The sequence below is a fragment of the Gordonia westfalica genome, from assembly GCF_900105725.1.
Lineage (GTDB): Bacteria > Actinomycetota > Actinomycetes > Mycobacteriales > Mycobacteriaceae > Gordonia > Gordonia westfalica.
Map to the genome: position 1 here is coordinate 1,913,661 of NZ_FNLM01000034.1, position 11,753 is coordinate 1,925,413.

Here is an 11,753-nt window from a genome sequence, read left to right on the forward strand (position 1 = left end):
GCACGTGGGCGGTCGGCGAGGAGAATGTGATGACCTATCAGGACCCGCGTGGTCGCCAACCCCGCGACCCCGATCCCCGGACCGCTCGCTACGAGTCCGGTTACAACCCGGACTCCCGTGCCTACAGCCAGCAGGATCCGTACGCCGAGCCGTACCGCGATTCGTATCCGGCCGACCCATATGCAGCGCAGGGCGGGTACGCCGATCAGGGCGGATACGCCGAGCAGCCGCGGCCGGCCCGGGCGCCGCGACGCGGGCCCGAGGTCAACCCGGTCACCTTCGCCGGCGGCGTGGTGATGACCGGTGTGGTCACCGGCCTCGCGGCCTGGCTGGTCGCCTGGATCATCTCGGCTTTCGTCGAGAAGGTGAACGAGTCGGGCAAGCTCGGGGTCTGGAACCCGGTGGCGGCCAGCGAGATCTGGTTCGGCGTCGTCGGATTCCTGTGCGCACTCGCCGCGGGCGCGCTGTGGTACGTGCTGCAGCTCATCACGCCCGCGCCCAACCAGTTCTATCGGTGGATCGTCGCGCTGCTCCTCGTGGCGGCGGTGCTGATCCCGATCCTGACCTACCAGCAGACCTCGGTCGGCATCGAGACCGCGATCCTGCATCTCGTCATCGGTCTACCGCCGCTGACGATCATCCCCGCGATGGGCGTGAAGAGCCTGCAGCGTCCCGCCGGCTGACCTACACCGGCCGCAGGTGCGTGACGTCGCCTGCGGCCGCGATCACCTGGCGCCCGTCGGCGTCGACGACGATCCGCCCCGACGCGTCGACGCCGGTCGCGGTGCCGATCACCTCCTCGTCGCCGGGGAGCACCAGACGCACGCGGCGTCCGATGGTGTCGCTGTCGTCGCGGTAACGTGCCGCGAGGCCGTCGACGTCATGCGGCCACAAGTCGAGCAGATCCGACAACGCCCGCAGGTACGACGCGGCGAGCTCGGTGAGCGGAATCTCCTGACCGGTCGCCAGCTGCAGCGAGGTGGCGGTGGGGACCGGTAGTTGGTCCTCGGCCATCGTGGTGTTGAGCCCGGTACCGATGACCGCGACGCCGCCTTCGCCCTGTCCGGTGTGGGGCGAACGCGTGTACTCGGAGAGGATTCCGGCGATCTTGCGTCCGTCGATCAGGACGTCGTTGGGCCACTTGAGCGTGGGCCGCACCCCGATCGCGTCACTGATGCCCTGTACGGCGGCCAACCCGGCCAGCAGCGACAGCCAGCCCAGGTGCTCGGTGTGCTCGCCGACGTCGACCGCCGCCGACATCGCCAGCTGCGTCCCCCGCGGCGCGGTCCAGGCCCTCGCATGCCGTCCGCGTCCCGCGGTCTGGTCGGTCGTCAGACGCACCGTCCCGCCGATGGGTTCGGTCGCCGCGCGGGTCACGAGATCGGCGTTGGTCGATCCCGTGGCATCGACCACCTCGATCCGCTGCCATCGGGTGTCGGCGAGTCGGGTCCGGAGCAGATCGGCGTCGAGGGTCATGTCTGAAGAACCTACTGGGTGCTCCCCGAGGTGATGACCGCCGATGTGACGTCGACCGGCGCAAACCCGCCGAAACGTCGGCGCGGCAAAGAGTCCCTACGCGCTCGTCAGCGAACTCGGCGCGGGGTCACCGAGTTCATGGAGACCGTCGCTCCCCGCGTAACCGCTGGCCACATGGGTCGAGGATCGCGTGAAACCGGACAAACAGATCGCCACCGACCGATCGCTCGGGAACCTGAGGGATATCTCACGTTGATCCGGTTGACGTGGCTCACACTCGGGTAGTTAGCATCGACAGTCATGACCACAGCTTCACGCGACGATTCCGCCGCTCCCGACATCCACACGACAGCGGGGAAGCTCGCCGATCTGCGCAATCGTCTCGACGAGGCGAAGCACCCCGTGGGCGAGGCCGCCGTCGAGAAGACCCATGCGAAGGGCAAGCTGACCGCCCGCGAGCGGATCACCCATCTGCTCGACGAGGGTTCGTTCGTCGAACTCGACGCACTCGCCAAGCACCGCAGCACCAATTTCGGTCTCGCCGAGCGTCGTCCGGTCGGAGACGGTGTGGTCACCGGCTACGGCACGATCGACGGCCGCGAGGTCTGCATCTTCTCGCAGGACGCCACCGTCTTCGGCGGCAGCCTCGGTGAGGTCTACGGCGAGAAGATCGTCAAGGTCATGGATCTTGCCATCAAGACCGGTCGCCCGCTGATCGGCATCAACGACGGCGCCGGCGCCCGTATCCAGGAGGGCGTGGTCTCCCTCGGCCTGTACGGCGAGATCTTCCACCGCAACGTCCGCGCCTCGGGTGTCATCCCCCAGATCTCGCTGATCATGGGTGCCGCCGCCGGCGGCCACGTGTACTCGCCCGCACTGACCGACTTCGTGGTCATGGTCGACAAGACCAGCCAGATGTTCATCACCGGCCCCGACGTCATCAAGACCGTCACCGGTGAAGAGGTCACTCAGGAAGAACTCGGCGGCGCGACCACCCACATGGCGAAGTCGGGCACCGCGCACTACGTCGCCTCCGACGAGGAGGACGCGCTCGAGTACGTCAAGGAGCTCCTGAGCTACCTGCCGAGCAACAACCGCGCCGACGCCCCGCGCCTGCCGGTCGCGCAGCCGGCCGCCGGGTCCATCGAGGACACCCTGAACGACGAGGACCTCGAACTCGACACGCTCATCCCGGACTCGCCGAACCAGCCGTACGACATGCACGAGGTCATCCGCCGCATCCTCGACGACGACGAATTCCTCGAGGTCCAGGCCGATTACGCGAAGAACATCATCGTGGGCTACGGCCGGGTCGACGGTCGCAGCGTCGGCATCGTCGCCAACCAGCCGACCCAGTTCGCCGGCTGCCTCGACATCGACGCCTCGGAGAAGGCCGCTCGCTTCGTGCGTACCTGCGACGCCTTCAACATCCCGATCGTCACCCTGGTGGATGTGCCCGGCTTCCTGCCCGGCACCGACCAGGAGTACCGCGGCATCATCCGCCGCGGCGCCAAGCTCCTCTACGCCTACGGCGAGGCGACGGTCGGCAAGATCACCGTCATCACCCGTAAGGCCTACGGCGGCGCCTACGACGTCATGGGCTCCAAGCACATGGGCGCCGACGTGAACCTCGCCTGGCCGACCGCGCAGATCGCCGTGATGGGTGCCTCCGGCGCCGTCGGCTTCGTCTACCGCAACCAGCTCAAGGAAGCTGCCGCGAAGGGCGAGGACGTCGATGCGCTGCGTCTCGAGTTGCAGCAGGAGTACGAGGACACCCTCGTCAATCCGTACGTCGCGGCCGCCCGCGGCTACGTCGACGCGGTCATCCCGCCGAGCCACACCCGCGGCCAGATCGCGACCGCGCTCAAGCTGCTCGAGCGCAAGATGGTCAACCTGCCGCCTAAGAAGCACGGGAACATCCCGCTGTGAGTGAGGCATCTGTGAACGAGAGCACCGAGAAGCCGTTCCTGACCGTCGTCAGCGGCAACCCGACCGACGAGGACGTCGCCGTGCTGGTGACCGTCCTGGCCGGCGCGGGTGCCGGCGGTGGCGAGCAGGGGCCGGAGGTCCGCAACGACTGGGGTCATCCGGTCGATCGCCTGCGTCCGCAGTGGGGCGCACCGTCGAGCTTCACCAACCTGCGCTACTGACACGTGCCTGACTCCCCGATCGGGCAGGACACGCACGAGACCGGGCCGGCCACCGCCGGCCCGGTCTTCGTGCTCGGGTCCGCCTCCCCCGCCCGCCTCCGGGTGCTGCGCGCCTCCGGCGTCGAGCCGGTGGTCCGTGTCTCCGACGTGGACGAGGACGCGCTGCTGGATCAACTGCCGCCGGCCACTCCCGCCGACGCCGTCGTCGCCGCGCTGGCGCGCGCGAAAGCCGAAGCGGTCGCGTCGCTTCCGGAGATCGCCGGTGCGGCCGAGAACGGCGAGACGGTCGTCGTCATCGGCTGCGACTCGATGCTGCGCCTCGGTGACCGCCTGCTGGGTAAGCCGCACACGCCCGAACGCGCACTCGCGCAGTGGGCCGAGATGCGTGGGCGCAGTGCCGATCTGCTCACCGGTCACCACCTGATCCGGCTGGACCCCGACGGTGCTTCCGCGAGCGCAACCGGGACGAGTTCGACGACGATCCATTTCACCGACGCCCACGACGACGTGATCACGCGCTACGTGGACAGCGGCGAACCGCTTCAGGTCGCGGGCGCGTTCACCCTCGACGGCCTGGGCGGCTGGCTGGTCGAACGCATCGATGGCGACCCGTCATCGGTCATCGGGATCGGCCTACCGCTCGTCCAGCGACTCCTGACCGAGGTCGGGTTGTCGGTCACCGACTTCTGGACCCACCCCGCTCCCTGAGGTGCGAGGACCCCCGCTCCCTGATCCGAACGAACGCGGAACGAGCCTTCGCTGCCTGATCCGAAGACCGCAACGCACCCAGCTCCGCTGCCTGATCCGAAAAAACGCAACGCACCCAGCTCCGCTGCCTGAGGTGCGAGGAGCGCAAGCGACGAGCCTCGAAGGCCTGGTGACACACCGTCACCCACTTAACCACCGGTCGACCTCAACCAGACCCACAGTCGTCGATCGACGTCTGCAGGTCGAGTTGAGCTTCGGCAGTCGGCATCCGGACGCTCCTCGGAGATCCGAGTTGACGGGTCCTCGACTCAGTGCGCGACACCCGACCACCCCACCCATTCTCACTGCTTCGAAGGGCTACACCTCGAAGAACTCCGGCCAGTACCGCTGCAGGCAGTCCACCGGTTGCCCCTGTCGATTGAGCTGGGGGCCGGTGAGGCCGATGGTCAGGGCCCGCGCACGTTCGACCGCCGAACCGTGTCCCGTGGCGCCGCCGGTGTCGCCGATGATCGGGAGCAGCGTGGCGACCTGGAGGATCTCCTTGGGCCCCAAGCCATCACGCTGGTAGGCGGTGGCCGCCCAGTTGGCGGCGAGGCAGTCGGCGACCAACTCGCTGTTCTTGCCCTTAGGCAGTCGCCGGTCCGGGATGCCGAACGCCTCGGCCATCCGGAACACCACGTTGTGTCCGTACTCGTGGGCGACGACGATCGCGGCGGTGAAGTCCCCGACGATCGGCGACGGAACCCCGAAGACGTTCCCGTCCCAGATGGCGGCGAAGGTGTCGACCGGCAGCACGATGCTGCCCTCGGTCTCCTGGCCCTCCCCGTTGGGTTCCTCGTCGACCCCGCAGAAGAAGGCGTTGGCCTCGTCGGAGGGAATCCGGTTCGACACCCCGTCCTCGTCGATGCAGTCGGTGGCGAACGTGGTACCCGACTCGATCAGGACCCGCCCCGGGGCGGGGTCTCCCCATCCGAGTTCGCCGAACCAGCCGCCCCAGGCCTTGTCGAGGTCGTCGAGCAGCGTGGTGAGGTATTTCGGAACCGCGGTGTCGACGTTGGACGAGTTCACGCCGCTGGTCATGAGTTCCGCGCTGGGCGTCTCCAGCTCTGGGCAGTCGTCGGGACGGCATCGCGTGGGATCGGCATCGCCCGGCGTCGACGACGGGACGCTCGACCGCGACGGCGAGCTCGGGGTCGGCGACCCCGGCGACGAGGAGGCCGGCGCCGATGACGACGGCGCCGGGCGCGACGAGTCGTCGGAGGAGATGAGTGAACATCCGCTCGTCACAGCGAGGACCATCACCGCCAGGGGGACACCCCACCGCACCACCCGGGAGACACTCCGGCGCTCCACGCGAGCCCCACGTCGATCGGTCATTGGGCGAACTTAGCAGGCAACCACCCCATTGACCTGCGGTTTGTCATCCGACCGAAGCACGCCTCGGCCGGCCGCGACAGACCCGAGCAGATCTGCCACCGGGCGGTCCCGCGCGGCCATGCCCTACCCTTTATCTCCGGGACCGGTCACGGTCCGCGATGAACGTCGAGACGCCCGAACGCACCAAGCTGGAGAACAGACCGTGAGTGTTGAAACCGACCCGAATCCGGCCTTCGCCGAGTACGCCCATCCCGAGCGGTTGGTGACCACTCAGTGGCTGTCGGCTCACCTGGGCGCCAAGGGCCTCAAGATCATCGAATCCGACGAGGACGTGTTGCTCTACGACATCGGCCACATCCCGACGGCGCAGAAGATCGACTGGCACCTGCATCTCAACGATCCGGTCACCCGCGATTACATCAACGGCGAGCAGTTCGCAGAACTGATGCGCAGCAAGGGAATCGAGCGCGACGACACCATCGTCATCTACGGCGACAAGAGCAACTGGTGGGCCGCCTACGCACTCTGGGTGTTCACGCTGTTCGGCCACGAGGACGTGCGCCTGCTCGACGGCGGCCGCGACGCCTGGATGGCCGAGGACCGCGACACCTCCTTCGACGTCCCCGAGTACCCGCGCTCGGACTACCCGGTCGTGGAGCGCGACGACACGAAGATCCGCGCCTTCGCCCCGCAGGTCCTCGAGGCGCTCGGCACCGAGCCGCTCGTCGACGTCCGTTCCCCGCAGGAGTACACCGGCGAGCGCACCCACATGCCCGACTACCCCGAAGAGGGCGCGCTGCGCGGCGGTCACATCCCCACCGCGGTGTCGATCCCGTGGGCCAAGGCCGCTGCTCCGGACGGCCGGTTCCGCTCCCGCGCCGAGCTCGACGAGATCTACGCCGACTTCGCGAAGGACACCCCGATCATCGCCTACTGCCGCATCGGCGAGCGTTCGAGCCACACCTGGTTCGTGCTGACCCATCTGCTGGGGCACACGAGTGTCCGCAACTACGACGGGTCGTGGACCGAGTGGGGCAACGCGGTTCGCGTGCCCATCGCGGTCGGCGACACCCCGGGTGTCGCACCCGGCTCCAAGTGAGCCCTGATCGACGATGAGTTTGCCCCCAGCCCTGGCAGAAATCGTCGAAGACTTTGCGGCACTGGGTGATTCCGACAAGATCACCTTGCTGCTGGAGTTCGCCGGCGAACTCCCCGACCTCCCTGAGCATCTGCAGCAGGAGGCGATGGAACCGGTACCCGAGTGCCAGTCGCCGGTGTTCCTGTCCGTGGACGCCTCCGATCCGGAATCGGTACGCCTGTACTTCACCGCGCCGCGCGAGGCGCCGACCACGCGCGGCTTCGCGGCGATCCTGCACCAGGGTCTCGACACCTCGTCGGCGCGGGAGATCCTCGACGTCCCGTCGGACTTCTACTACGACCTCGGTCTGGGCAACGCGGTGAGCATGCTCCGCCTCCGGGGCATGGCGGGCATGCTCGGCCGGATCAAGGCCCAGGTACGCGCTCAGACGGCCGGTTCCGGGTCCGACACACCCGGGGCATGAAGTTCATCCAGATCCGCGACGAGCCGATCGCACCGGGCGGGCTCGTCGAGTGGACCCCGTATGTCCCCGGCGGCCTGGGCGCGTGGCACCACGACTCCCGCCTGACGTCCCACAACCACGAACAGCATCTGCGCGCCGCGTTCGAGTACCGCGTGCGGACGCAACGGGAGGGCGGGCGTGAGGCGTGGCTGGGGCTGTCCATCGAGTTCGACGAGCCGTTGTCGATCCCGGCGATCCGCTCGGTGCTGACCCAGTGGATCGACCGTCACGAGGTCCTGCGCAGCCACGTCGTGATCAAGGGCACCGGCCTGCAGCGGCTGACGACGGACCCCGGCACCGTGAAACTCAAGATGGGCCGGATCGGCTGGTTCCGCGAATCCGGACCGCTCGTCGAGCAGCTCGGCGGTGCCTTCGACCGGGCCACCGCGCCGCTGCACTGGCCCGCCTACCTGTTCGCGACAGTGGGCCGGGCGGATTCGTTCACACTGCTCTTCGCCGCCGACCACTCCCTGGTCGACGGTTATTCGCTGATCATGGCCCAGCAGGAGCTCGTCTCGCTGTACCGCGCGGCGCGTGAGCACCGGAGTGCCAACCTGCCCGCGGTCGGCAGCTACGTCGACTTCAGCGCCGAGGAACGACGCCAGGCCGACCAGACCGGCGGCGACCATCCGGCGGTGGCCCTGTGGTCGGAGTTCCTGAGCACCGGCGCCGGCGACATGCCGGCCCTGCTGCGGTCCCCGCACGCCGGCGCCGAGAACACCGATCAGGAGTACCTCGACGAGACGACGATCCCGCAGCAGTCGCTGTGGGGCGTCATCGCCGACGACGAGACGGCCAACCGGTTCACCGCGATCTGTTCGGAGGCCGGCGGCACGCTGACGGCGGGCATCCTGGCCGCGTTCGCCATGGTTCACCACGAGATGACCGGCGATCCGGATTTCCGCTGTGTGCTACCCCGCCACACCCGCAACGACACCCAGTGGCTGACCGCCCTGGGCTGGTTCGTGGGCGTCGCCCCGTTCTGGGTGGACATGTCCGACTCGCCGACCTTCGATCAGGCGGTCACCCGCTCCACCGCCGCCCTCAAGCGCGGACGTCAGGGCGCCGCGCTGCCGTTCCTCCGCGTGGCCGAGCTGATCGGCCAACGGGGCGAACCGCGGTTCGTGATCTCGTTCATCGGCACCCGCTACGCGCCGGGCGCCGGGGTCGCCGACGCGGGCCGCGCGAAGGTGATCCGGAGTCACAGCTACTCACCCCACGAGGTGTACATCTGGATCAACCGGACCCCGTCCGGTTTGCGTTATTCGGCCCGTTTCCCGCGCGAGTCACCGCTCCGCGAACTCGGCGTCGACGAGTCGTCGACCGACATTCCGGCCGCCGCGGCCCTGATGCCTGATGCGTCACCTTTTCCACCTGACGCACAGGCATGTGACATCGACCCGACCCTCGGTCCCGTGCACGCCTACCTGCACGGTTTCGCCGAACTCGTCCGTCGGCTCGGTGATGCGAGCACGTTCTCCGCGGCGTTGTGACCCACGGCTCCACCGAACGATTGCTCGGTGGGCTAGGGTATTGGCCGGAAGGTCGCGATGCTGGACTCCCGGCGTCGTCGATTGCCCGAGCCGTCCGCATCCCGGACGTCGAGGGTGTGCCCCGTCTTTTGACCGTTGTCCGACATCTGTGTCGCGCGCTCACCCCGCGCTGCGAACACCTGAGTACGAGTAAGGCCCAGGAGAACAAGTGCCCAGTACCTCTTCCGCAATCAGCAAGGTCCTCATCGCCAACCGTGGCGAGATCGCTGTCCGCGTGATCCGCGCAGCCCGGGATGCGGGTCTCGCGAGCGTCGCCGTGTACGCCGAGCCCGACGCGGACGCACTGTTCGTCAAGCTCGCCGACGAGGCCTTCGCGCTGGGCGGCCAGACCTCGGCCGAGTCCTACCTGGTCTTCGACAAGATCCTCGACGCCGCCGCCAAGTCCGGCGCCGACGCGATCCACCCCGGCTACGGCTTCCTGTCCGAGAACGCCGACTTCGCCCAGGCCGTCATCGACGCCGGGCTGATCTGGATCGGACCGTCGCCCCAGTCGATCCGCGACCTCGGCGACAAGGTCACCGCCCGCCACATCGCGCTCAAGGCCGACGCCCCGATGGCCCCCGGCACCAAGGATCCGGTCAAGGACGCCGACGAGGTCGTCGCCTTCGCCGAGGAGCACGGCGTCCCGGTGGCGATCAAGGCCGCCTTCGGCGGTGGTGGTCGCGGCATGAAGGTCGCCTACACCATCGAGGAGATCCCGCACCTGTTCGAGTCGGCGACCCGTGAGGCCATCGCCGCGTTCGGTCGCGGTGAGTGCTTCGTCGAGCGCTACCTGGACAAGGCGCGCCATGTCGAGGCGCAGGTCATCGCCGACCAGCACGGCAACGTCATCGTCGCCGGCACCCGCGACTGCTCGCTGCAGCGTCGTTTCCAGAAGCTCGTCGAGGAGGCCCCCGCGCCGTTCCTGACCGAGGAGCAGCGCACCAAGATCCACGAGTCCGCCAAGGCCATCTGCCGCGAGGCCGGCTACTACGGCGCGGGCACCGTCGAGTTCCTCGTCGGCAACGACGGCCTGGTCTCCTTCCTCGAGGTCAACACCCGCCTGCAGGTCGAGCACCCGGTCACCGAGGAGACCGCCGGCATCGACCTCGTGCGTCAGCAGTTCCGCATCGCCAACGGCGAAAAGCTCGAGTTCACCGAGGACCCGGCCCCGCGCGGCCACGCGTTCGAGTTCCGCATCAACGGTGAGGACGCGGGCCGCAACTTCCTGCCGGCTCCCGGCCCCATCTCGGTCTACAAGGAGCCGACCGGCCCGGGCGTGCGCGTCGACTCCGGTGTCGTCGAGGGCGACGTCATCGGCGGCCAGTTCGACTCGATGCTGGCCAAGCTGATCGTCACCGGTGAGACCCGCGAGCAGGCGCTCGAGCGTTCGCGTCGTGCGCTCGCCGAGTTCCAGGTCGAGGGCCTCGCGACGGTCATCCCGTTCCACCGCCACATCGTCTCCAACCCGGCGTTCATCGGCGACGGCGAGAAGTTCGACGTCTACACCAAGTGGATCGAGACCGATTGGGAGAACCCGATCGAGCCGTACACCGGTGGAGAGCCGATCGAGGAAGACGACGCCGCACCGCGCCAGAAGGTCGTGGTCGAGGTCGGCGGACGCCGCGTCGAGGTGTCCCTGCCGGGCGATCTCGCCCTCGGTGGCGGCGGCTCGGCCAACGGTGTCGTCCGCAAGAAGCCGAAGGCCCGCTCGCGCAAGAAGGGCGGTGGCGCTGCCGTCTCCGGTGACGCCGTGGCCGCTCCGATGCAGGGCACCGTCGTCAAGGTCGCCGTGGAAGAGGGCCAGGAGGTTGCCGCCGGCGATCTGGTCGTCGTCCTCGAGGCCATGAAGATGGAGAACCCGGTCACCGCCCACAAGGACGGCGTGGTCACCGGCCTGACCATCGAGGCCGGCGCCGCGGTCACCCAGGGCACCGTGCTGCTCGAGCTGAAGTAACCCGCTCGCTGCCTGAGCGGCGAGGAACCACCCCCGCTGCCTGAGCGGCGAGGAACCACACTCGCTGCCTGAGGTGCGAGGAGCGATAGCGACGAGCCACGAAGGCCTGGTGAGACAACCTCGCCGGCCCTTCGTGGCTCGCTTCGCTCGCACCTCAGGGAGCAAAGGTTCGCCCCCCGCTCCCTGAGTAGCGAGCTTGCACAGCCCCCTGCTCCCTGAGTAGCGAGCTTGCACAGCCCCCTGCTCCCTGAGTAGCGAGCTTGCGAGCGTATCGAAGGGACATCGTGCAACCAGTCGAGATCAACGCCGGGACGTGGTATCTGCGTTCGCTTCGTGCGGACGACCGGATCACCGACGTCCCGGCGTTGTCGCTTCTCGGGGTCGCCGACCCCGACACCTACGTCGCATCGGCCAGCGCCGACTGGGAGGCCGAGACCCGGTTCGTGTGGGCGATCTGCATCCCCACCACCGGTGAGCTCATCGCGCTGATCGGGGTGACCCCGGACGGCTCCTCCGGCCAACTGTGGGGTCAGGCTCGCGACGGCTACGACGAGGCGCTCGACGCGGCGATCGGGCCGGTGACCCGGTTCGCCGAGAGCGCGTTGGAACTCACTGTGGCCGAATCCCTTTCGCGAGAGCTCAACTGAGATCGGTCAGCAGATCGCCCAGGCTCCGTACTCCGATCGGCCTTCGTGATCAAATGCCCGACCAAGGCCTGCTGGTTCAACCGGTTCTCAGACCGGAAACATCTACTGGTCCGCGGCCACCGGCGCCCGCGCGGTGTACGGAGCGGTCTTCGCCGCCTACGGCCGCAACGGTTATGAAAACGGCCGCTTCGGACGTCCCACCTCCGAGGAGTTCGCAGTGAACGGTGGACGTCAGGTGAACTCCCAGGGAGGGTGGATCAGATGGCTCTCGGCGACCAACTCGATTGTCACCTCGGAGGATTGAT

At 68.2% G+C, this 11,753-nt stretch carries 12 protein-coding genes; 10 read left to right on the forward strand and 2 right to left on the reverse strand.

What is annotated here, in order from left to right; all coding sequences use genetic code 11:
- Window positions 1-29 precede the first annotated feature (29 nt).
- Window positions 30-683 carry a hypothetical protein gene (locus tag BLU62_RS14105; RefSeq protein ID WP_074852903.1) on the forward strand — a complete coding sequence of 218 codons (654 nt, stop codon included), beginning with the start codon at window positions 30-32 and terminating at the stop codon, window positions 681-683.
- Between the two features lies 1 nt (window position 684).
- Here the strand turns inward: BLU62_RS14105 and BLU62_RS14110 are convergent, their stop codons facing one another.
- Window positions 685-1,476 (reverse strand): biotin--[acetyl-CoA-carboxylase] ligase, encoded by a 792-nt coding sequence (locus BLU62_RS14110; protein WP_074850134.1) that lies wholly within the window; start codon window positions 1,474-1,476, stop codon window positions 685-687.
- Between the two features lie 300 nt (window positions 1,477-1,776).
- On the opposite strand from BLU62_RS14110, the gene BLU62_RS14115 reads away from it, so the two are divergent.
- Genes BLU62_RS14115 through BLU62_RS14125 form a run of 3 tightly spaced genes read left to right on the forward strand, consistent with a single transcriptional unit; the run spans window position 1,777 to window position 4,334 of the window.
- Complete coding sequence (locus BLU62_RS14115) at window positions 1,777-3,405, forward strand: acyl-CoA carboxylase subunit beta (RefSeq protein WP_074850135.1); 1,629 nt, start codon at window positions 1,777-1,779, stop codon at window positions 3,403-3,405.
- Complete coding sequence (locus BLU62_RS14120; RefSeq protein WP_074850136.1) at window positions 3,402-3,626, forward strand: acyl-CoA carboxylase subunit epsilon; 225 nt, start codon at window positions 3,402-3,404, stop codon at window positions 3,624-3,626. Before BLU62_RS14115 ends, BLU62_RS14120 begins: the two co-directional genes overlap by 4 nt.
- Window positions 3,627-3,629: 3 nt before the next feature.
- Window positions 3,630-4,334 (forward strand): Maf family protein, encoded by a 705-nt coding sequence (locus BLU62_RS14125; RefSeq protein WP_074850137.1) that lies wholly within the window; start codon window positions 3,630-3,632, stop codon window positions 4,332-4,334.
- 357 nt (window positions 4,335-4,691) lie between these two features.
- Here the strand turns inward: BLU62_RS14125 and BLU62_RS14130 are convergent, their stop codons facing one another.
- On the reverse strand, window positions 4,692-5,711 hold the full coding sequence (locus tag BLU62_RS14130; RefSeq protein ID WP_244278174.1) for a neutral zinc metallopeptidase: 1,020 nt from the start codon (window positions 5,709-5,711) through the stop codon (window positions 4,692-4,694).
- 202 nt (window positions 5,712-5,913) lie between these two features.
- Between BLU62_RS14130 and BLU62_RS14140 the strand changes: the two genes are divergently transcribed.
- The 6 genes from BLU62_RS14140 to BLU62_RS31635 all read left to right on the forward strand — a co-directional run bounded on the left by BLU62_RS14140 (window position 5,914) and on the right by BLU62_RS31635 (window position 11,752).
- Window positions 5,914-6,810: a sulfurtransferase gene (locus BLU62_RS14140; protein WP_074850140.1), complete on the forward strand. Its 897-nt coding sequence runs from the start codon at window positions 5,914-5,916 to the stop codon at window positions 6,808-6,810.
- A 13-nt stretch (window positions 6,811-6,823) separates the two neighbouring features.
- Complete coding sequence (locus tag BLU62_RS14145; RefSeq protein WP_074850141.1) at window positions 6,824-7,273, forward strand: SufE family protein; 450 nt, start codon at window positions 6,824-6,826, stop codon at window positions 7,271-7,273.
- Window positions 7,270-8,805 (forward strand): condensation domain-containing protein, encoded by a 1,536-nt coding sequence (locus BLU62_RS14150; protein WP_074850142.1) that lies wholly within the window; start codon window positions 7,270-7,272, stop codon window positions 8,803-8,805. The genes BLU62_RS14145 and BLU62_RS14150 overlap by 4 nt, the downstream gene beginning before the upstream one ends.
- A gap of 208 nt (window positions 8,806-9,013) precedes the next feature.
- The gene (locus BLU62_RS14155; protein ID WP_074850143.1) at window positions 9,014-10,801 is read left to right on the forward strand and encodes an acetyl/propionyl/methylcrotonyl-CoA carboxylase subunit alpha; all 1,788 of its coding nucleotides are present in this window, start codon (window positions 9,014-9,016) and stop codon (window positions 10,799-10,801) included.
- Between the two features lie 284 nt (window positions 10,802-11,085).
- Window positions 11,086-11,448, forward strand: coding sequence for a GNAT family N-acetyltransferase (locus BLU62_RS14160; protein WP_074850144.1), 363 nt, complete (start codon window positions 11,086-11,088; stop codon window positions 11,446-11,448).
- Window positions 11,449-11,548: 100 nt separating this feature from the next.
- A complete protein-coding gene (locus tag BLU62_RS31635) occupies window positions 11,549-11,752 on the forward strand; it encodes an LGFP repeat-containing protein (protein ID WP_084811802.1) in 204 nt (67 codons plus the stop codon).
- Window position 11,753 lies beyond the last annotated feature (1 nt).